Annotated in this window: 16 protein-coding genes and 1 riboswitch; of the genes, 10 read left to right on the forward strand and 6 right to left on the reverse strand. The window is 42.8% G+C overall.

Features of this window, described 5'->3' with window-relative positions; all coding sequences use genetic code 11:
• Positions 1 to 4: 4 nt before the first annotated feature.
• The 5 genes from M1E96_RS16355 to rppH form a co-directional block, all read right to left on the reverse strand.
• The gene (locus M1E96_RS16355) at positions 5 to 490 is read right to left on the reverse strand and encodes a prepilin-type N-terminal cleavage/methylation domain-containing protein (protein ID WP_272580664.1); all 486 of its coding nucleotides are present in this window, start codon (positions 488 to 490) and stop codon (positions 5 to 7) included.
• Positions 491 to 740: 250 nt separating this feature from the next.
• Positions 741 to 1592 (reverse strand): thymidylate synthase, encoded by an 852-nt coding sequence (locus M1E96_RS16360; RefSeq protein ID WP_272580665.1) that lies wholly within the window; start codon positions 1590 to 1592, stop codon positions 741 to 743.
• A 68-nt stretch (positions 1593 to 1660) separates the two neighbouring features.
• Positions 1661 to 2560, reverse strand: coding sequence for a prolipoprotein diacylglyceryl transferase (gene lgt / locus M1E96_RS16365; RefSeq protein ID WP_272580666.1), 900 nt, complete (start codon positions 2558 to 2560; stop codon positions 1661 to 1663).
• Positions 2561 to 2777: 217 nt separating this feature from the next.
• Positions 2778 to 5024 (reverse strand): phosphoenolpyruvate--protein phosphotransferase, encoded by a 2247-nt coding sequence (gene ptsP, locus M1E96_RS16370; protein ID WP_272580667.1) that lies wholly within the window; start codon positions 5022 to 5024, stop codon positions 2778 to 2780.
• A 4-nt stretch (positions 5025 to 5028) separates the two neighbouring features.
• A complete protein-coding gene (gene rppH / locus M1E96_RS16375) occupies positions 5029 to 5562 on the reverse strand; it encodes an RNA pyrophosphohydrolase (protein ID WP_140180429.1) in 534 nt (177 codons plus the stop codon).
• Positions 5563 to 5675: 113 nt separating this feature from the next.
• Positions 5676 to 5794: riboswitch (TPP riboswitch) on the forward strand.
• A 60-nt stretch (positions 5795 to 5854) separates the two neighbouring features.
• Between rppH and thiB the strand changes: the two genes are divergently transcribed.
• The 6 genes from thiB to rluA all read left to right on the forward strand — a co-directional run bounded on the left by thiB (position 5855) and on the right by rluA (position 15581).
• Positions 5855 to 6859, forward strand: a complete 1005-nt coding sequence (gene thiB, locus M1E96_RS16380) for a thiamine ABC transporter substrate binding subunit (RefSeq protein ID WP_272580668.1) — start codon at positions 5855 to 5857, stop codon at positions 6857 to 6859.
• Entirely contained in the window at positions 6835 to 8439 is a 1605-nt protein-coding gene (gene thiP, locus M1E96_RS16385; RefSeq protein WP_272580669.1) for a thiamine/thiamine pyrophosphate ABC transporter permease ThiP, read from the forward strand. Before thiB ends, thiP begins: the two co-directional genes overlap by 25 nt.
• Positions 8432 to 9139: a thiamine ABC transporter ATP-binding protein ThiQ gene (gene thiQ, locus M1E96_RS16390; RefSeq protein ID WP_140180423.1), complete on the forward strand. Its 708-nt coding sequence runs from the start codon at positions 8432 to 8434 to the stop codon at positions 9137 to 9139. Before thiP ends, thiQ begins: the two co-directional genes overlap by 8 nt.
• A 51-nt stretch (positions 9140 to 9190) precedes the next feature.
• The gene (locus M1E96_RS16395; RefSeq protein WP_272580670.1) at positions 9191 to 11542 is read left to right on the forward strand and encodes a DNA polymerase II; all 2352 of its coding nucleotides are present in this window, start codon (positions 9191 to 9193) and stop codon (positions 11540 to 11542) included.
• Positions 11543 to 11936: 394 nt separating this feature from the next.
• A complete protein-coding gene (gene rapA / locus M1E96_RS16400) occupies positions 11937 to 14843 on the forward strand; it encodes an RNA polymerase-associated protein RapA (RefSeq protein WP_070928842.1) in 2907 nt (968 codons plus the stop codon).
• Between the two features lie 84 nt (positions 14844 to 14927).
• Complete coding sequence (gene rluA, locus M1E96_RS16405; protein ID WP_070928843.1) at positions 14928 to 15581, forward strand: bifunctional tRNA pseudouridine(32) synthase/23S rRNA pseudouridine(746) synthase RluA; 654 nt, start codon at positions 14928 to 14930, stop codon at positions 15579 to 15581.
• Between the two features lie 358 nt (positions 15582 to 15939).
• On the opposite strand, the gene djlA is transcribed toward rluA, so the two are convergent.
• Positions 15940 to 16755 (reverse strand): co-chaperone DjlA, encoded by an 816-nt coding sequence (gene djlA, locus M1E96_RS16410; protein ID WP_070928844.1) that lies wholly within the window; start codon positions 16753 to 16755, stop codon positions 15940 to 15942.
• A gap of 180 nt (positions 16756 to 16935) precedes the next feature.
• On the opposite strand from djlA, the gene lptD reads away from it, so the two are divergent.
• The 4 genes from lptD (at position 16936) to rsmA (ending at position 22639) form a co-directional block, all read left to right on the forward strand.
• Complete coding sequence (lptD, locus tag M1E96_RS16415) at positions 16936 to 19302, forward strand: LPS assembly protein LptD (protein WP_272580741.1); 2367 nt, start codon at positions 16936 to 16938, stop codon at positions 19300 to 19302.
• 235 nt (positions 19303 to 19537) lie between these two features.
• Positions 19538 to 20857 carry a peptidylprolyl isomerase SurA gene (gene surA / locus M1E96_RS16420; protein ID WP_070928845.1) on the forward strand — a complete coding sequence of 440 codons (1320 nt, stop codon included), beginning with the start codon at positions 19538 to 19540 and terminating at the stop codon, positions 20855 to 20857.
• Positions 20838 to 21833: a 4-hydroxythreonine-4-phosphate dehydrogenase PdxA gene (gene pdxA / locus M1E96_RS16425; RefSeq protein ID WP_272580671.1), complete on the forward strand. Its 996-nt coding sequence runs from the start codon at positions 20838 to 20840 to the stop codon at positions 21831 to 21833. The genes surA and pdxA overlap by 20 nt, the downstream gene beginning before the upstream one ends.
• Entirely contained in the window at positions 21830 to 22639 is an 810-nt protein-coding gene (rsmA, locus tag M1E96_RS16430) for a 16S rRNA (adenine(1518)-N(6)/adenine(1519)-N(6))-dimethyltransferase RsmA (protein WP_070928847.1), read from the forward strand. The genes pdxA and rsmA overlap by 4 nt, the downstream gene beginning before the upstream one ends.
• Positions 22640 to 22656 lie beyond the last annotated feature (17 nt).

A 22656-nucleotide genomic window follows, 5' to 3' on the forward strand; every position in this document is an offset into this window, starting at 1 on the left:
GCCCCTAGCAGCGGGGAACGCCAATGATTTTTTTATTACTGCAACCTCTTATCCGGCCTGCTGCGGACATAAATACAGTCATCTGCCCAAAATCGTTGATCAGTTCAATACGAAAAGCATGACTAGTTCCTTGTTTTCCATAAAGATTAACGGATGTACGAGTTGCTGATTTCATTTCGATATTGTTAAATTGCGCCGATGACAACATTGCAATCTGTTGATTAGTCACAGCGTCTTTGATAGTGATTGACCAATTACCCTGTGCATTATTAATTAATAAGATACGATGCTGATTTAAGTAAATGCTTTCCATTAAATGACTGTAAATGAATACGGCAACTTGCCTTGCAGCGTCAATTAAACGGGTGCGTTGTTGCTGTTGCTGCCAACCATATAAAGCAGGTAATAAAACCAATGAGCATATAAATATCACAACCAATATTTCGATCAGCGTAAATCCTTTTTCCTGTTCTTGAGTTTGTCTGCCCATCTATAACCACCGCCTGTTCGTAAAATATGCGTCTGATAATGTCAGCAAAATCGAAGAAAAATAGAAAATAAGAAGAGTGTTGCGTAACGTTTTGCAAACAGATGCAAGATTTACACATAATCAGTCGTGTTTTCGGAGTAGGCTCGCAAAAAGCTAAAATATGCGGGGAAAAAGATAACGTAGTGGTTAAAAAAACGATAAAAAAGCCAAGGTACAGTATGACCTTGGCCTTCTAAGAGAAGACTAAACGTTATACCGTAAATGGGTATTTAATCGCTTCATGACATTGATAACCTTCAAGAGAAAAATCATCAGTGGTTACCCATGTTTCCAGATCTTCTAACGTTTTAATTTGAGGGTTTATCGTTAATGATGGTAAAGCAAAAGGCTCGCGTTTTAACTGAACATCGCGCATCAGTGGTAATTGGTTCTCATAAATATGTGCATTCACAATTTTATGATACGCCTTACCTGGTTGATGACCCGTAATCCGCGCCATCAAAGCGAGTAACACGAAACATTGTACTTGGTTAAAATTCAATCCAAGTGGTACATCGCAACTACGTTGATAGGAGGTTAAGTGCAGAGTATCACCGAGCAGTGAAAAAGTATGAGTATGCATACAAGGCCGTAAGCATCCCATTTCAAATTCACCTGGATTATAAAACGTAATGATTTCAGCGCGGTCATCAATACCATTTTTTAAGTTATTAACCACTTTTTTAAGCTGATCGAGATGCGTACCATCAGGCCGCTGCCATGAGCGCCCTTGGACACCATAAACGCGCCCCATATCATCTTCACCTTTACGGTGTGGGTTATTCAGCCAAGCTTGATTGTCATTCGCATTTGCATTCCATGTATTACAGCCGATTTCACGGAATTGAGCTGCATTATCATAACCGCGTAGGTAACCCAGTAGCTCTGCTATTGCGGCTTTGTAAAAACTTTTTCGGGTAGTGATTAATGGAAATTGGTTATTTGCCACATCATATTCAAGATCTGCATTAATGACGGTTAAGCAGCGCACGCCTGTACGCTTATTTTCAATCCATTGGCCTTTATTGATGATACGTTGGCATAATTCTAAATACTGCTTCATAGTCATTCTCTTGCGCTATAAGCGGCAGCGGTATCAAATATTCACCACTGCCACCTTATTATGTTCATTTACTTACTTGGCTGTGCTTTATTATCCGGTTTATGAGCGGGGATATTTTTACCATACTTATAGGCCCACACAATCATTAAAATACCAATAATAATCATAGGGATAGATAGTATTTGCCCCATACTAATACCACCAAATAAACCTAGTTGAGCATCAGGTTGTCTAAAGAACTCAACAATAATTCGGAATGCGCCATAACCAATCAGGAACAGGCCGGAAACACTGCCCATTGGGCGCGGTTTACGCACAAATAAATTGAGGATCAGGAACAGTACAATTCCTTCTAAAAACATCTCATAGAGCTGTGATGGATGACGCGGAAGTACGCCATATTGCTCTAGCGTAGGCAATAACGACGGATCTTGTGCTGCAAGTTGAATGTCTTCACTGCGTGAATGAGGGAATAAAAATGCCCAAGGTGTATCTAATGTTACACGCCCCCATAGCTCACCATTAATAAAGTTACCAATGCGCCCCATACCTAGGCCAAAAGGAATTAGCGGAGCAACAAAATCAGAGACTTGTAAGAAGCGGCGGCGAGTACGATGAGCAAACCATACCATCGCACAGATCACGCCAATCAAGCCGCCATGGAAGGACATTCCTCCATCCCAAACCTTAAATAAATAAAGTGGATCATCAAGAAAGACTGGAAGGTTATAGAAGAAAACATAACCCAATCGTCCTCCTACAAAAACACCTACAAAGCCAATATAGAGTAAATTCTCAACTTCATTTTTTGTCCAACCACTATTCGGTTTGCTTGCGCGGCGGCCCGCTAGCCATAAAGCAAAAACAAACCCTACAAGATACATGAAGCCATACCAGTGCAGTGATACTGGCCCAATTGAGAACATTACGGGATCAATTTCCGGAAATGCTAAGTAGCTGTTACTCATCGTTCCCCACTTTATTTGTTAATCAAAAATCATTTAGGTTACTGACGAAGTGGGATAAAAGCGTGGTTTCCCCGTTTCATATCATCAGCCGAAAATCAGGCAATGGATTTTCTTTGCTTATCACACAAACCTTAACCGCAGTTAACAAATAGGATAGTTTATTAACTGTCAGATTGCGCATAATAACATAGCTCATGCGAAGAGAAAGTAAGACTGATTAGATCCCACCCCGAACAAAGCCACCAAGCCCATTTTTTTCCAAAAATAAGCTAATTATTTGCCGGATATTATTGCTCGTTTCCGCCGCTAAGATTTCGGGAACCAATTGTTCAACTTTACCCGCATGTAGGCCACGGATCAGGTATTTCACTCGAGGAACACTTCTTCCACTCATGCTTAAAGACCGGTAGCCAAGGGCTATTAGCGCCATTACCCCTAGAGGTTGTCCTGCCATTTCACCACATACGCTTACAGGTAAACCGAGGCGATCACACTCTTCATTAACTTTAGCCAAAAATCTCAGCATTGATGGGTGTAAATTATCGTAAATAGCGGCAACATGGGTATTATTTCGATCAACTGCTAACAAGTACTGAGTTAAATCATTGGTACCAATTGAAATAAAATCTATACGTTTTTTTAATTCAGGAAGGAGGAACAGCAAAGAAGGAACTTCAAACATTACCCCGATTTTCGGCATTATCAGCGTTTTGCCTGTAGCCAAACTCACCTCTTCATTTGCACGCTTGATTAATCTGAGCGCTTCATCCACCTCATTAATACTGGTGATCATCGGCAATAAGATGCGTAGATTTTGCGTCTCAATATTCGCATGTAGCATGGCTCTAAGTTGGATCAAGAAAATTTCAGGCTGGTCTAACATTACACGGATCCCGCGCCAACCTAGGCAGGGATTTTCTTCACTAATAGGCATATAAGGCAATTGCTTATCCGAACCAATGTCTAATGTTCTCAGCACGACAGGTTTATCAATAAATAGCTGTAGTATCTCTTGATATAACTGTTTTTGTTCATCTTCCGATGGAAAGCCATTATGTAACATAAAAGGCAGTTCTGTGCGATATAGTCCCACACCATCTACAGCCACATTAATTTGTTGCTCATAGCGAGGACTTAATCCTGCGTTAAGATGAATGTGAACAGGTTCACCATTTTTCAAAGTAACGTCTTGCTCTAACGCTCCTTCAGCTAGCTGACTGAGAACATTTTCCTCAGCAATGATTTGCTTATACTCTTGGGCGATTATGTTTTCAGGTTCAATGAATACTTCACCACGATAACCATCGAGGATCAAAAAACGATTATGGAGCAAGGAAGGGTCAATATCTGCCCCCATAATGGCGGGGATCCCCATCGCTCTAATTAAAATCGCTGAATGTGAGTGTGTTGCACCATCACGTACTATCACGCCAACAAGCTGCTCAAGAGGCATGTCTGCCAAGACGCTAGCACTTAGCTCATCGGCAACTAAAATAAAATGCTCAGGCCACTGATCAACCGATGTCAAACTATCATCTAAATGAAATAATAAACGTTGTCCCAAAGCACGGAGATCGGCACCTCTCTCTCTCAAATACAAATCATGTAAACGAGAAAATTGTTCTACATAATCCTCTATGACCGTTTTAACGGCCCATTCAGCCACGGCTCCTTGTTCAATAGCATCAAATAATCGTTTTTTTAATTGTGGGTCATGCAGCAAATGATTATAGAGGTCGAAAATTGCTGCGCTTTCTTTCTGCGAGTTAGCAATAAAACGCTTACTAAGACGTCGGCATTCTGAAGCAGCATTTTCAATCGCTGCGATAAGGCGCTGTTTTTCTATGTTTTGGTCGAGTGCCGTCGCTTCACAAATACTTTCAAAGGAGGGCTGTGAACTATCCTGCCAGCCATAAGCCATCACTATGCCTTGAGAAACAGGAAGTGCTTTCAGACGACTTTGTCGATACTGCCCAAAAATCCCCTTCGCTTGAGCTTGAGACAATATAACCGCCAGTTGCATTGACAATGTCACCATAAACGATTCTTCGGTTTCATTGAAGAAACGACGTTCATGTTGTTGAACCACCAATACACCCAATAGTTGACGACGGTAAACAATCGGCACACCGAGAAAGGCTTTTAACCGGTCTTCTTTGAGTTGAGGGAGATATTTAAATTCAGGATGCTCGCGGATATCGGCGAGGTTGAGCATTTCAGATTGACGGCCAACAGCACCAACAACCCCTTCATCAAATCCAAGACGAATAGCAATCCCGCTAGGTTTTTTCAACCCGCGGGTTGCCATTAAGTAGTAACACTGACGTGAATGATCAGCTAAGTAAATTGAACAAACATCAGTTTGCATCGCATTACATGTTTCGTTTACTAAAACTTCCAACGCTTCAGTTAAACTTGTCGCCATCGCGACTTTTTCAACAATCTCACGTAGACGCGTCAACATGATCTTACCTTGCCCCGCGCCTACGGTGATTAAACGCAGGTCTTTGTGCCGTTTTTTGTTCCTGTAGAGGCATCACAACAGGTGCAAACTCTTTCATTACTCGGCGATATACTTCTCGTTTGAAAGACACCACTTGCCTTACGGGATACCAATAACTCACCCATCGCCAGCCGTCAAACTCTGGCGATTTACTGCGCTGAACGTTTATATCGGCTTCATTGCATTGCAGCTGTAGTAAAAACCAACGCTGTTTCTGCCCGATACAAACAGGTTTTGTGTCCCAACGCACCAAACGCTTGGGTAATTTGTAACGCAGCCAATTGCGCGTTGAAGCTAACAACCTAACATCTTTACGTTGTAGGCCTACTTCCTCGTACAACTCTCGGTACATAGCCTGTTCTGGCGATTCACCGGGGTTAATTCCCCCTTGTGGAAACTGCCATGAATGTTGACCATAGCGGCGAGCCCATAAAACCTGCCCTTGCCGATTACAAATTACAATTCCTACATTCGGGCGGTAGCCATCATCATCGATCACCAGACTACCTCAATAACCAAATTTGAAAGATGGCTAATTGTTTCACACATACCCTAACTGGTAAACCTATATCAATAGAGTTTGCAGATATGCGTAAAGACACTACAATAGCGACTGTCTCAACGGGGTGCCGAAATTATTATGCTCAGAGTATGACGAGTATAGGCTGAGAACTCACCCGTAGAACCTGATCCGGGCAATACCGGCGTAGGGATTTGAGCTATCATCCATGTTTATCGCCATGGTGCCCTCTCAAATCCTGTGTAGCTTTTACTCTAACGCAGGAATAAAAATGTTTAAAAAATCATTCTTTAGCGCATTAATTACCTTAACGGCCGTTAGCTTTACTCATCTTGCTTGGGCAGAAAAGCCAACACTGACTGTTTACACTTATGATTCTTTTGCTGCTGAATGGGGTCCAGGCCCACAAATTAAACAGAATTTCGAAGCGCAATGTGACTGTGAACTAAAATTGGTTTCACTGGGTGATGGTGTTGCCTTACTTAACCGTCTGCGTATGGAAGGGAAAAAAAGTAAGGCCGATGTCGTACTAGGGCTCGATAATAACCTCATTGATTCTGCTGAAAGTACGGGGCTATTCGCTCCTGCCGATATCAATACGCAAGCCATGAAGCTGCCAATCGAATGGAATAATGCAACTTTTATCCCTTATGACTATGGCTATTTTGCTTTTATCTACGACACAAGTAAGATCACAACGCCCCCAAAAAGCATGAATGAGCTATTAAATAGCGACCAACCGTGGAAAATCATTTATCAAGACCCAAGAACCAGTACTCCAGGGCTTGGCCTCCTATTGTGGATTGAAAAACTTTATGGTGACCAATCTGCGGATGCTTGGAAAAAAATGGCTAATAAAACGTTAACTGTGACTAAAGGTTGGAGTGAAGCGTATGGCTTATTTTTAAAAGGCGAAGGGGATTTTGTTCTTAGCTACACCTCCTCTCCGGGCTATCAAATGTTAAACGATAACAAAGATAACTATGCAGCCGCTTTGTTTGAGGAAGGACATTATATGCAGGTGGAAGTTGCAGCACGATTAAAAAACAGCAATCAACCTGAGCTCGCCAAACAGTTTTTACAATTTATGTTAACCCCTGATTTCCAAAGTACCTTACCAACGACTAACTGGATGTATCCTGTGATCGATATACCACTTCCAGAGGTGTATAACTCACTACCTATCCCTCAAAAATCGTTACAATTTAGTGCGAAAGAAGTTGCTGAACACCGTCAGGCATGGGTTCGTCTATGGCAATCCGCTGTCAGTCGATAATGAATAAATCACTGATCCCGGGGGCATTAGCCTCCGGTTTGCTAATCACAGTTGCATTGCTTGCTTTTGGTGCGTTGTATGTTTTTTCACCTGAAATATCCATTAGCGATGTAATCAGTGATAGCTACTTATGGCATGTCATTGGCTTTACTTTTTGGCAGGCTTTTTTATCTGCTGTATTCTCAGTTTTACCCGCTATTCTACTGGCTCGGGCGCTATTTCGGCGGCGTTTTGTTGGACGAACATTATTATTACGTCTTTGCGCCATGACCTTGGTATTACCCGTTTTAGTGGCGGTATTTGGCATTTTATCTGTTTATGGTAAAACGGGTTGGCTGGCTCAGCTGTATCATTTGCTTGGATTGGAATATCAGTTCACTCCCTATGGTCTCAAAGGCATATTGCTTGCACACATATTTTTTAATATGCCATTAGCAACACGTATGCTTTTACAATCGCTAGAAAATATTTCTATTGAACAACGACAAATTGCAGCTCAGTTAGGATTTAATGAGTGGCAGCAATTTCGCATTTTAGAGTGGCCTTATTTACGTCGGCAAATGCTACCAACCGCATCACTGATTTTTATGTTGTGTTTTGCAAGCTTTGCAACCGTGTTGGCTTTAGGCGGTGGTCCAGCGGCTACGACGATAGAATTAGCCATTTATCAAGCTCTCAACTATGATTTTGATCTCGGTAGAGCCGCCATTTTAGCCTTGATCCAACTCTTTTTCTGTGTCGGTTTAATGTTCTTCAGCCAAAAAATCAATAGCTTATTTTCAATTGGTCACAGCCAACATAATCATTGGTACGATCCGGCTGATAACTATTTTCGCCGTATCCGTGATGCCATCATTATCAGCGCAGCTGTATTACTCTTAATTCCACCTTTACTGGCTATTATTTTAGATGGCCTAAATGGACGCTTATTTGAGGTACTCAGTCAATCTGCATTGTGGCAAGCCGCTTCCACTTCGCTATTTATTGCTATTTGCGCAGGTACATTATGTGTATTCCTCACGATGATGCTGTTATGGAGTAGCCGTGAATTACGCTTACGTAGAGCGATTAAACTAGGGCAAGCGATGGAATTGAGTGGATTGCTCATTTTAGCTATGCCCGGTATCGTGCTTGCGACTGGCTTTTTTATTCTGTTTAATGAAACAATCGGTATTCCAGAATCCCCTTATGCATTAGTGATCATGACCAACGCATTACTCGCGATTCCTTATGCATTAAAAGTACTCGAAAACCCAATGAGAGATCTGGCAGAACGCTATAACCCACTGTGCCACTCACTCGCCATCAGTGGGCTAAATCGGCTGCGGATCATTGAATTAAAAGCATTGAAGAAACCACTCGCCCAAGCTCTTGCTTTTGCTTGTGTGATTTCCATTGGTGATTTTGGCGTAGTCGCTTTATTTGGTAATGACGACTTCCGCACGCTGCCTTATTACCTTTACCAGCAAATTGGTGCCTATCGAACCAATGATGGAGCCGTCACTGCGATGGTGCTTCTTTTATTATGTTTTGGCTTATTCAGCCTACTTGAGCGCATATCAGGAAAACAGCATGATTAAATTAAATAAACTGGATTATCAGTATGACAACCTAAACATGCGATTTGATTTTGCTATCCAGGCAGGTGAACGCGTTGCCGTTATGGGACCAAGCGGCGCAGGAAAAAGTACTTTGCTCAGTTTGATCAGCGGTTTCCAATTTGCCAGAAGTGGCTCTATTTATTTAAATGAAACTGATCATACCTTTACCCCTCCCGCGAAACGCCCTGTATCAATGCTATTTCAGGAAAACAACCTATTCACTCATTTAACCGTTAGGCAAAATATTGGGTTAGGTTTGCATCCAGGCTTACGCTTAAGTAATTCACAAATGCAGCAAGTTGAATTGATCGCAGCTCAAGTTAGCCTTTATGAATTTCTTGATAGGCTCCCAGCTCAGCTCTCAGGAGGACAACGACAACGTGCAGCTTTAGCGCGCTGCTTGATCCGCCAGCAGCCTATTTTACTACTTGATGAGCCTTTTTCTGCTCTCGATCCGGCTTTACGCAATGAAATGCTATTACTGCTTGATGACATTTGCCAAACAAAAAACATCACCTTAGTTATGGTATCTCATAACATTGAAGATGCCTTACAAATAGCACCGAGAACACTGGTAATTGCTGATGGCACTATAGCCTACGACGGTAGTACTCAGGAATTATTACGGGGAGATAGCCTCGCTGCTGAGTTACTTGGCATCACAAAAAATACTGTATAAATTTCCACCCCTGTCGTATAGTAGGTTCGTTGATTTTTATGCGAGCCAGCTATGCCCCAATTTATGTCCCCCGCTGAAAAAGGCTTCATTATTAGCCGCCATTGGAGAGATACTCGCCAAGGCGTTGAAGTCAGTTATTGGCTGATCACAGATAATGGCCCACGTAAAGTCACTGTTCCCTATCAACAAGCAGTTGCGTTTATCCCTCAATCGTTATTACCAAAAGTCAAACATTTACTTGATGGGCAAGCTAATATGGCTTATCGGCCTATTGAGTTAAGAGATTTTCAACGTGAAAAAGTTTATGCGATTTATAGCCCCCAATATCGACAGCTCCAGAATTTAGATAAAAATTGCCTAGAGTTGGGTATCTCATTACTTGAAACCGATATTCGCCCATGTGAACGTTATCTTATGGAGCGCTTTATTACTGCGCCCGTTTGGTTTTCACGTAATCAACAAGGGGAATATCTACTCAAACCATGTGAAAATTATCGTCCAACGATTAAAGCGGTCTCTTTAGATATCGAAACCAGCCAACATGGCGAATTATATTCAATAGGCTTATCTGGCTGTGGTGATGATGTCGTATTTATGTTGGGGCCTGAGCAAGGTCCAGCGCTCACCGATGCGCATCGCTTAGTTTATGTCAGTAGTCGACCACAATTGCTGGATAAACTTAATCAATGGATACAGCAATATGATCCCGATGCAATTATTGGTTGGAATTTGATCCAATTCGACTTAAATGTGCTACAGAAACATGCGGAGCGTTATGGCATACCGCTATTATTTGGTCGCCAAGGTAAAAAATTAGAATGGCGTGAACATGGCTTCAAACAAGGGGTATTTTTCGCGTCTGCCGAAGGTCGTTTGATTATTGATGGCATTGATGCGTTAAAAGCCGCCACGTGGAATTTCCCTTCTTTTAGCCTTGAAGCTGTTGCCCAAACTTTATTAGGTGAAGGCAAAGCCATTGATAGCCCTTATGATCGCATGGATGAGATCAATCGCCGCTTTCAATACGATAAACCCGCACTTGCTCATTACAATATTCAGGACTGTATTTTAGTCCATCGCATTTTTGAAAAAACCGATTTGATGGCTTTCCTGCAAGAGCGTGCTACCGTAACGGGGCTAGTTGTCGATCGCATGGGAGGCTCAGTCGCGGCGTTTTCACACTTATATATACCTCGGTTACATCGTTTAGGTTTTGTCGCTCCAAACCTTACAGAGCAAAAATTACAGCATAACCCAGGTGGTTTTGTAATGGATTCGCAACCCGGTTTATATGACTCTGTACTGGTGCTCGACTATAAAAGTTTGTATCCCTCAATTATTCGCACATTTTTAATTGATCCCGCAGGGATGATCGAAGGACTAGCCCACCCCGAAAAACAGCATTCTGTTTCAGGTTTTCGCAATGCATGGTTTTCGCGCACAGTGCACTGCTTGCCAGATATTGTCAGCCATATCTGGCAAGGCCGTGATAAAGCCAAAAAAGAAAATAATGCCCCGCTCTCGCAGGCATTAAAAATTATTATGAACGCTTTTGCTGGTGTACTGGGGGCTGAAGGGTGCCGCTTTTTTGATCCTCGTCTTACTGCATCAATTACGATGCGTGGTCATGAAATCATGAAAATCACTAAAGAGCTGATTGAGTCCCAAGGTTATCAAGTGATTTATGGCGATACCGATTCAACATTTGTGTGGCTAAAAGAAGCTCACAGTGAGGAACAAGCTCAAAAAATTGGCTTCGAACTACGTGATTATGTGAATAATTGGTGGAAACAGCATTTACAAGACGAATGGCAACTAGAAGGTGTGTTAGAACTCGAATTTGAAACCCACTATCGGCGTTTTTTAATGCCAACAATCCGTGGTTCAGAATCTGGCAGTAAAAAGCGCTATGCAGGGCTCAGCGGTGAAAAAATGGTATTTCGCGGCTTAGAAACTATCCGCTCTGATTGGACACCACTGGCACAGTACTTTCAAAAAGAGCTGTATACACGAATTTTTCATCGTCAACCATACCGTGAATTTATTCGTGAATATGTCCAATCCATTCGTAATGGTGAATATGACGACCGCCTTGTTTATCGTAAACGCTTACGCCGTAAGCTATCGGACTATCAACGCAATGTGCCCCCACATGTCAGAGCCGCTCGCCAAGCAGATGAGTACAATTTAAAGCAACAGCGCCCTCAGCAGTATCAAAATGGCGGTTGGATAAGCTATATCATCACACTTGCAGGGCCAGAGCCACTAGAGATTATTACCGCAACTCCGGATTACGAACATTATATTTTGAAACAAATAAAGCCAATTGCTGATGCTATTTTACCTTTTTTACAAGAAGATTTTGATACGCTGTTAACTGGGCAAATTACTTTATTATTTTGATAATGATGCTCAACTAGGCTTAAATTTTGTGCGATTTTTTGCTACAATAGTGAGTTACGAGTCAAGTGTTATAATAAACAGTGATTGGATTTATCTATTGTTGATATCAAAGAAAACAACATATTCGATGATCCTACAAAAATAATAGAATTCCTTATGTGTTGTTGTTTTTTTAACAGGTGACGATAAGCCTCGCTTGAATTAATATATCGCCCCTTTGATATCTCGCACTTCTTTACTGCACAAAATCTGCGGGATACTGAGTAATCGTTGTCACTCCGGCAACGACAAAAATTAACACTCTTATTTTCCAACACAGGGTGAAGGCAATGAAATGATTTGCCTGCAACAGTCTAAAAATAAACTATCAAAATTATGGAACTGAGTTAAACCTATGCCATTTACTCTTGGTCAGCGCTGGATCAGCGATACAGAAAGCGAACTCGGATTAGGCGCCGTTGTGGCTATTGATGCCCGAATGGTGACTTTACTTTTTCCCGCCAGTGGTGAAAACCGACTTTACTCACGCAATGATGCCCCCATCACCCGTGTGATGTTTAACGAAGGTGATACCATTACAAGCCATGAAGGCTGGCAGCTACAAGTCGAGAGCGTTAATGAAGATAACGGATTACTCACTTATTGTGGTACGCGCCTCGATACACAAGAGCAGGATGTTAATCTGAGAGAGGTCTTTCTCGATAGCAAACTAACCTTCAATAAGCCACAAGATCGCTTATTTGCCGGTCAAATTGACCGCATGGATCGCTTTGCACTACGTTATCGCGCACGTAAATTCCAAAGCGAACAAGTCAAGCATCAGGCAACAGGTTTACGAGGCATTCGTGCTAGTTTAATTCCTCACCAATTGCACATTGCCAACGAAGTCGGCAAGCGTCATCACCCTCGGGTGCTACTGGCGGATGAGGTCGGTTTAGGAAAAACTATCGAAGCAGGTATGATTATCCATCAACAACTGATGGCGGGTCGTGCGGAGCGCGTATTAATCATTGTTCCTGAAAGCTTACAGCATCAATGGCTCGTTGAAATGCTACGCCGCTTTAATTTGCGTTTCTCACTGTTTGACGATAGTCGCTACAGCGAAGCACTACACGATAGCGACAATCCATTTGAAACTGAGCAACTGGTACTGTGCTCTTTAGATTTTGTTCGCCGCAACAAACAACGTTTTGACCAACTCGTCGAAGCGGGTTGGGACATGATGGTTGTCGATGAGGCTCACCATTTACAATGGAGTGAAGCCGCCCCTAGCCGTGAATATCAAGTTATTGAAACCTTGGCTGAAAGTGTACCATCTGTTCTATTGTTAACCGCAACGCCTGAGCAACTTGGACAAGAAAGCCATTTTGCACGTTTACGCCTACTTGATCCTAATCGTTTTCACGATTATCAAGAATTTCTTGATGAGCAATCAAACTACCGCCCTATTGCCGATGCAGTATCATTATTACTCTCGGGTAATAAACTGACTAACGACCAGCAAAACTTACTCAATGATTTGATTAAAGAGCAGGATATTGAACCATTACTGAAAGCTGCAAATGTTGAAAGTGAAGATGGTATCGCTGCCCGTCAAGAGTTGATCAGTATGCTAATGGATAGGCACGGTACTAGCCGCCTACTATTTAGGAATACTCGTAATGGCGTTAAAGGCTTCCCACATCGTGAATTGCATTCACTGAAAATGCCTTTGCCAACCCAATACCAAACGGCAATTAAAGTCGCGGGTATTATGGGGACGAAAAAAGATCTCGAAACGCGTGCGAAAGAACTGCTTTATCCAGAGCAAATTTATCAAGAATTCGAAGGTGAAAACGCCACTTGGTGGAACTTTGATCCTCGTGTTGAGTGGCTTATGGGCTACTTAATGGCCAATCGTAACGAAAAAGTGCTGGTGATCTGCGCAAAAGCTGCGACTGCACTACAACTAGAGCAAGTACTGCGTGAACGTGAAGGGATCCGTGCGGCAGTATTCCATGAAGGTTTATCACTCTTAGAACGTGACCGTGCAGCAGCTTACTTCGCATCTCAAGAAGATGGCGCACAAGTACTACTTTGCTCTGAAATTGGTTCTGAAGGACGTAACTTCCAGTTTGCTAACCAGCTAGTTATGTTTGATTTACCGTTCAATCCGGACTTGCTAGAACAACGAATTGGTCGACTTGACCGTATTGGTCAAACACGCGATATCGTACTGAGCGTCCCTTACTTAGAACATACCGCACAAGCAGTACTATTGCGTTGGTATCATGAAGGTCTAGATGCTTTTGAGCATACTTGCCCAACCGGACGCACCATTTATGACAAATATTACCAACAGCTTCTGCAATATATGGCAGAGCCTACGGTAACGGATGGTTTTGAAGAGTTTTTGAAAACTTGTCGTGAAGAGCATGAAGCATTGAAAGCACAGCTTGAACAAGGTCGTGACCGACTGCTTGAAATGCACTCTAATGGTGGTGAATCAGGCGTTCAATTAGCTGAAACGATTGGCGCTGAAGACAACGATACAGAACTGGTCAATTTTGCACTCAACTTGTTTGATATTGTTGGTATTAATCAGGAAGATAAGAGCGATAACCTGCTTATTTTAACACCATCTGATCACATGTTAGTTCCTGATTTTCCAGGTCTCCCCCAAGATGGCTGCACTATTACTTTCGATCGTGAGCAGGCGTTATCCCGTGAAGACACCCAATTCATTAGTTGGGAACACCCTATCATACGTAATGGTTTGGATTTAGTGTTATCAGGTGATACGGGTAGCTGTGCAGTTTCCTTGTTGAAAAACAAAGCATTACCCGTTGGTACCTTACTGACTGAATTGGTTTATGTCCTTGAGGCTCAAGCACCTAAGAACTTACAAATTAGTCGTTTCTTACCTGCAACCCCAATTCGTTTATTAATCGATTTGAAAGGTAATAATCTTTCTTCACAAGTTGAGTTCGAAAGCTTTAACCGTCAGCTTAATGCGATCAACCGTCATATGGCGAGCAAGCTAGTGAATGCAGTACAAAACGAAGTTCACTCAGTGCTAAAACTTTCTGAACCTATGGTACAGAAAGAAGCCGATATCTTGATTGCTAACGCTAAAGAAGCGGCAGATAAGGCACTCACGCTTGAATTATCACGATTAGAAGCACTGAAAGCAGTAAACCCAAATATTCGTGATGAAGAACTGGATGTGATCGAAGAAGAGCGCAAACAATTACTGACTAATATTGAGCAAGCAACATGGCGCCTTGATGCCATTCGCCTTGTGGTTGTCACTCACCAATAGTCAAACTGTTTTAATTGGCTTAAAATTGTTGTTTATTTCTCCCTCAATCGAGGGAGAATTTATTTTTCAGGAGCGCGATTTCTCATGATGGAACCCTACCATCCCCCAATTGACCCATGGTTACACATTCTATATCAAGATGAACACATCATCGCGGTCAATAAACCGAGTGGGTTACTGTCCGTTCCCGGCAAAGCACCTGAGCACCATGACAGCATTATGAGCCGCATACAACGCGATCATCCAAATGCTGAATCTGTGCATCGCTTAGATATGGCCACCAGTGGCGTAATGGTCGTCGCTCTTAACAAACCCGCAGAGCGTGAATTAAAGCGTCAATTTCGTGATAGAGAGCCTAAGAAGCATTATATTGCCCGCGTTTGGGGTCATTTAGAAAAATCAGAAGGATTGGTTGACTTACCACTTATCTGCGACTGGCCTAATCGCCCAAAACAGAAGGTCTGCTTCGAAACGGGTAAATCAGCACAAACAGAGTATCTGGTTTTGGAATATGAAGAGCAAGCTACCCGTGTCAAGCTATCTCCAATCACCGGCCGCTCACATCAATTACGCGTGCATATGTTAGCAATAGGCCATCCAATATTAGGAGATCGATTTTACGCTCACCAACAAGCACTAGCCCTCGCACCTCGCTTACAGCTACATGCTCAAGAGCTATACATCACTCACCCAGCCTACGGCACACCAATGCATTTTACTTGCCAGCCTGATTTTTAATCATTCAATTGAATAAAAAAGCCTGATCATAGTAGCATCAATACTATGGTCAGGCTTTTTGCTTTTCGCTTTTCGCTTTTTGCTTTTTGCTTTTTGCTTTTCGCTGTTCGCTGTTCGCTGTTCGCTTTTTATCCAAGCATCACTCGAGTTTCCTCTAAACAATGCATGTCGCAGCCAAACTATAACCTTATGTTATTTTTTTGTTTTCTATTCAAATACACACTCGAGTTTCCTCTAAATAGTTCATGCTGTAGCTAGGCGGCAAACGAAAGTTATCTCGATGGGCATACATAAGTATGTGATTCGGGTAACTAAGTGAAGCCAACAACGCTACGGCATGAAATATGACGAGGAAAAATTATTTGAAGCCGCGCTCGCGTTTAACTAGGTCATAAGCCGCTTGGATTGATTGGGCTTTTTGCTTCGCAATCTCCATCATTTCAGGCGGTAGCCCTTTAGCGATCAACTTATCCGGGTGGTGCTCACTCATAAGTTTGCGATAGGCCCGTTTAATCTTAGTGGGTTCATCATTAATTGAAACACCAAGTACTTTGCAAGCATCTTCAAGGGTTGGCCCACTTGATTGTTGGTAATAGCCACCCGATTGTTGCTGAGAATAACCTTGTCCAAATTGGCGACCACCTTGGATCATATCCAAGAATTGCTCAAATTGGCTTTTTGATATTCCTAATTCTTCGGCAATGATAAACAGGACTTTTCTTTCATTTGGATGTAAGTTGCCATCTGCAAATGCTGCCTGTAATTGAATTTCCAGAAACATCTGAATCAGGTCAAAACGGCCATAACACGCCATACGTAATTGTTTAAGGACATCACGTAATGGGAAATCAGGTGCCTTCCCCTCTCTAAACGCTTGTTGAGCAGCTTTACGCGTTTCTCCGTGCAGTTGCATTCTATCCATCAAATTCGACGCTAACTGAATGTCTGTCTCGGTTACACGGCCTTTTGACTTGGTTAAATGCCCCAAAATTTGGAATGTACTAGCAAAAAATATCGCCTGACGATCACGTTTATTCATCCCACCGGCAAATTTGCGTTGAGCCGATGCTTTATCAAATCCATGGCCTAAAATTAAACCAATCAGTGCGCCCCAAAAGCCCAAACCAGAGACAATTGCCAGTACAACACCGATAATTTTACCCCAATAGTGCATATATCCCTCAATTCTTCAATGCTCAGAATGCAATTTTGCATTATCATACTACCCATTCTGCTCGGTGCATAACTACAAGCGCGTAAAGTTTCTTACATTATACTGGCGCAATGTGGTTGGCTAAGTTAGTCTTTGAGCGTTGCCGGCTATGCCAATTACGACGGAACCGCATATTTAATGATGAAAAAAAGCTATCCAACACTACTTGCCACCATGGTATGGGCGGCAATTTATAGTCAGCAAGCACATGCTGATCTTGCAGCACAATGTATGCTGGGCGTCCCGGTTTATGATAAACCGCTGGTTAAGGGCGATCCCAAAGATTTGCCAATTCGTATCACTGCGGAGGATGTTCAAGGCGAGTATCCAAACTTTGTTGAATACAGCGGTGATGTTGACATTCAGCAAGGCAATCAAACATTAACTGCTGACAATGTAAAATTAACGCAAACCAACCCTGATAGTGTTGATCCAATCCGTGAGGTCACCGCGACGGGTAACGTACATTACGATGATCCACAAATTATTCTCAAAGGCCCTTCAGCTTGGTCTAACTTGAATAATAAAAATACTGATGTTAATGATGGTAACTACATGATGGTGGGCCGTCAGGGACGTGGTGACGCGAAAAAAATGAAAATGCGTGGTGAAAACCGCTATTCCATTATGGAAAACGGTACCTTTACCACCTGTTTACCGGGTAACGACAGTTGGAGTGTTGCAGGCTCTGAAGTTATCATTGACCGAGAAGAAGAAGTTGCTGAGATCTGGCATGCTCGATTCCGTCTTGGCAATGTCCCTGTGTTCTATAGCCCATATATGCAACTGCCTATTGGCAGTAAGCGTCGTTCAGGTTTCTTAATTCCAACAGGAAGCTATTCTAATAACGATGGGTTAGAGTTCTCTCTACCTTATTATTGGAATATCGCACCAAACTACGATGCGACGATCACACCACAGTTTATGACTCACCGTGGTGTTAAACTGAATAACGAGTTCCGTTACTTAATAGCACCAGGCACAGGTACACTCGCCTTTGACTTTATCAACCACGACCGAGCCTATATTAAAGATAAAGATCGTAAGAAACGTGATGCACGTGAGAGCGATGATCGTTGGTTATTCTACTGGCGTCATTCGGGCACCTATGCCCAACATTGGAACTTTAATGTTGACTACACCAAGGTCAGTGACCGCCAATACTTTACCGACTTTAGTTCCCAATACGGTAGTACCACCGATGGCTATGCAACGCAAAAATTTGGCACTGGCTATTCTGCGGAAAACTGGAATGCCACTTTAACGCATAAGCAATTCCAAATTTTTGTCGATGATCCAAATCGCCGTGCCTATAAAGCTGAGCCACAGTTAGATTTTAACTACTATAAAAACAATTTAGGGGCCTTTGATTTACATACCTATGCTCAAGCTGCTCGCTTTACTAGCGTAGGCAAAAATAATCCTGATGCGACCCGTCTGCATATCGAGCCAGAACTGAGCTTACCGCTCTCAAACGGCTGGGCGAATATGAACAACAGTTTCAAGTTGCTGGCAACGCATTATGATCAGGATATCCCTAAAACAAATAAAAACACTAGCTTAGAAAAAAATGTCACCCGAGTTTTGCCTATGTTCAAAAGTGACGCAAAAGTTGTCTTTGAACGTAACCTACTCGAAGGCAGTGATTTTATTCAAACATTAGAACCGCGTGTTCAGTATCTGTATATTCCTTATAAAGATCAGGACAACATCAATAACTACGACTCCGCACTGCTGCAATCAGACTACAACGGTTTATTCCGTGACCGCATCTACAGTGGTCTTGACCGTGTTGCTTCAGCAAACCAGTTCACCACCGGTGTAACAACGCGTGTTTATGATGAAACGTTAACTGAACGCTTTAACTTCTCCGTAGGACAAATTTATTATCTAGAGCGTCCACGCGCAGGTAACTCCAGCCTACAAATTGATGATAAAAGTAATACTGGCTCCTTACTGTGGGCGACAGATTCTTACTGGCGCATCAATGATAAATGGGGTATACGTGGAGGTCTGCAATACGATCGTCGCTTAGGTAACGTTACCATGGGGAATGCGGTTACAGAGTATCGTATTGATGCCGATCGCTTGTTACAGTTAAACTACCGTTTTGTTGACCGTGACTATATTCAAGCCACATTCCGCCGTGATGAATCTGGTGGTTACACATATACACTACCTGAATACCAACAAGGTATATCACAAGTCGGCGCTGTATTAAGTTGGCCATTAAGTGAACGTTGGGGCTTCGTTGGCTCTTACTACTATGATACGAAACAGCAGCAATCCGCCAGCCAACTGGTTGGTTTACAATACAATACTTGCTGTTGGGCGTTTAATGTTGGCTACGAACGCAAAATTGTCGGCTGGGAAAAAGATAAATTCAACAGCGAATATGACAATAAATGGTCATTCAATGTGGAACTTAGAGGCCTAAATAACAATCATAGTTTAGGTAGTCAGGAAATGCTGAAACAAGGTATCATGCCTTATCAGCGTGCTTTCTGATAAATTTACTCTAAATAATTCGAGATGCAGGTAGGCGACAAGCGAAGATAGACGGGGAGCATAGATGAACTATGTGACTCGGCAAGCATAGCGCAGTCAACAACCCTGCATCTAGAAATATGACGAGTATACATAATTATTTGTACTGCTAGCTCTCTCACATCAGCAAGAGCAGCAGTACAAAAGGACGATTAACCTGCCTTGGGCGGAACCTAAATCAATAAATAGGACCATTATGAAGAATTGGAAAACGCTTATTCTGGGACTGATGTTTGCAAGCTCCACAGCATTGGCTGCACCACAGCAAATGGATAAAGTTGCTGCTGTTGTCAATAACGGAGTTGTGCTGGAAAGTGACGTCCAGAATATGCTGAACACGGTAAAATTGAATGCACGCAATGCAGGGCAACAAGTGCCTGATGACCAAACACTCCGTCATCAGATCCTTGAGCGTTTGATTACTGATAACATCATGTTACAGATGGCTAGCCAAATGCAAATCAATATCCCTGAAGAAGCTGTTAACTCAACAATTGCGGATATTGCACGTCAAAATGGTTTAACCTATGAACAAATGCAAGCGCGTTTAAAAGCGGATGGCATCGATATGGCAAAATATCGTAGCGAAATCCGTAAAGAAATGCTGATCGCTGAAGTACGTAATAACGAAGTTCGCCGTCGTGTGACGATTTTGCCGCAAGAAGTTGAATCACTGGCAAAACAAATCAGCAGTCAAGCTGACTACGAAGCAAACGTCAACTTAAGCCATATACTTATTCCATTGCCAGAAAATCCAACGCAAGAGCAGCTACAACAAGCAGATGCTATTGTTACAAAAATTATGGATGAGCTGAAAAAAGGCGGTAACTTTGGCAAACTGGCTATCGCCTACTCAGCAGATCCACAAGCGCTAAAAGGCGGCAACATGGGTTGGTCTCGTCTACAAGAGCTTCCTGTTGTATTCGCTGAACAACTGAAAAATGCGAAAAAAGATGACATTGTTGGCCCAATCCGCTCTGGCGTCGGTTACCACATTCTACGTGTTAACGACATCGATAGCGCCAATAAAACCATTTCAGTCACTGAAGTCAAAGCGCGTCATATTCTGTTGAAATCATCCCCCATTATGGATGATAACCAAGCAAGACAAAAATTGGTTCAAGTTTCACAAGATATCCGTAATGGCAAAACCTCATTTGAAGATGCCGCGAAAGAGCTTTCTGAAGATCCGGGGAGCGCACTCAAAGGTGGAGAGCTAGGTTGGAATATGCCTGATGTTTATGATCCCGCTTTCCGTGATGCACTAATGAAATTGAATAAAGGTGAAATCAGCCAGCCTGTTCGTTCCAACTTCGGCTGGCACTTAATTCAGTTAGAAGACACGCGTAATGTCGATAAAACTGATGCAGCACAAAAAGATCAAGCTTATCGTTTATTGTTCAACCGTAAGTTCAACGAAGAAGCACAAAGTTGGACCCAAGAACAACGTGCTGCGGCATACGTAAATGTCATCGATGGACGTGATAACCAATCTAATGACGAAAAATCTCAATAAACCCATTGTGATCACCCCCGGCGAGCCTGCCGGGGTAGGTCCAGACCTCCTAATCCAGCTCGCTCAAGAGTTTTGGCCTGTAGAGCTGGTTGCTTGTGCTGATCCTGAATTGCTCCTTACACGCGCTAAACAGCTGAACCTCCCTCTATCATTAAAAACCTATGCGCCAGATAGCGGACACGACGCTCAAGATCCTGGAAGTCTCTCTATTCTCCCTGTTACCTTAAATGCTTCTGTTAAGGCAGGTGTTTTAAACGTTGATAATGGCAGCTATGTCACTGAGACCTTAGCAAGAGCATGTGATGGCTGTTTAAACGGTGAATTTTCTGCGCTTGTGACCGGACCGGTACATAAAGGTGTCATTAATGACGCAGGTGTTCCATTCAGTGGACACACTGAGTTCTTTGCAGATAGAAGCCATTGCCAGCGCGTCGTCATGATGTTGGCAACTGAAGAACTACGCGTTGCGTTAGCAACCACCCATTTGCCATTGAAAGATGTTTCTGCGGCGATCACCCAACAAAGCTTACGTGAAGTCATTACCATCTTAAATCATGATTTACGTACTAAGTTTGGCATTGATTCACCCAATATCTATGTATGTGGCTTAAATCCACATGCAGGTGAAGGTGGTCATATGGGAATGGAAGAAATTGATACTATCATCCCTGCTCTTGAAAACCTGCGTGCTGAAGGGATTAATTTGGTTGGACCATTGCCTGCCGATACCCTATTTCAACCCAAATATTTAGATGATGCAGATGCCGTGCTTGCAATGTATCACGATCAGGGTCTTCCTGTGTTAAAATACCAAGGTTTTGGTAGAGCCGTGAACATTACGTTAGGTCTGCCTTTCATCCGTACTTCTGTTGACCATGGCACTGCGCTAGAGTTAGCTGGTACGGGTCGTGCTGATGCGGGGAGCTTTATTACCGCATTGAAGTTAGCTATCCAAATGACATATAAGAATTCATGAATAATCGAGTCCACCAAGGGCATCTTGCCCGCAAACGTTTCGGGCAGAACTTTTTAACTGACCAATTTATTATCGACAGTATTGTTGATGCAATGCATCCGCAGCCTGGCCAAGCCATCGTAGAGATTGGCCCAGGCCTAGGTGCATTAACCGAACCCGTTGGTAGTAGAATGGACAAAATGACGGTTGTCGAGCTCGACCGCGATCTCGCTGCACGCCTGCATGTTCATCCTCAGTTGAAAGATAAGCTCACTATTATCCAGCAAGATGCGATGACGGTGGATTTCGGTGAACTAGCTAAACAGGCGGGTCAACCTTTGCGTGTTTTTGGCAACTTGCCTTATAACATTTCAACGCCATTAATGTTTCATCTGTTTACGTTCACTAATTCAATTGCAGATATGAACTTCATGCTGCAAAAAGAAGTCGTCAATCGCTTAGTCGCAGGGCCCGGCAGTAAAGCTTATGGCCGTTTAAGTGTTATGGCACAATATTATTGCCAAGTGGTTCCTGTTCTCGAAGTCCCACCAACGGCTTTTGCTCCACCACCGAAAGTTGATTCAGCCGTTGTTAGACTTATCCCTCACCGCGAGAATCCTTATCAGCTAGAAGATATCAAAATGCTCAGCCGTATTACGACGCAAGCATTTAACCAACGCCGTAAAACCATCCGCAATAGCCTTGGTGATTTACTTAGTGTTGAACAGCTGACAGAGCTTGGTATCGATCCTGGCACTCGCGCTGAAAATATTTCCGTTGCAGCTTATTGTAAAATGGCAAACTTCTTAGCAAATTTGCCTAAATAAGAGTTGAAAAGGAGGCA

The organism is Providencia sp. PROV236 (genome assembly GCF_033676985.1).
In the GTDB taxonomy this organism is placed as follows: Bacteria; Pseudomonadota; Gammaproteobacteria; order Enterobacterales; family Enterobacteriaceae; genus Providencia; species Providencia manganoxydans.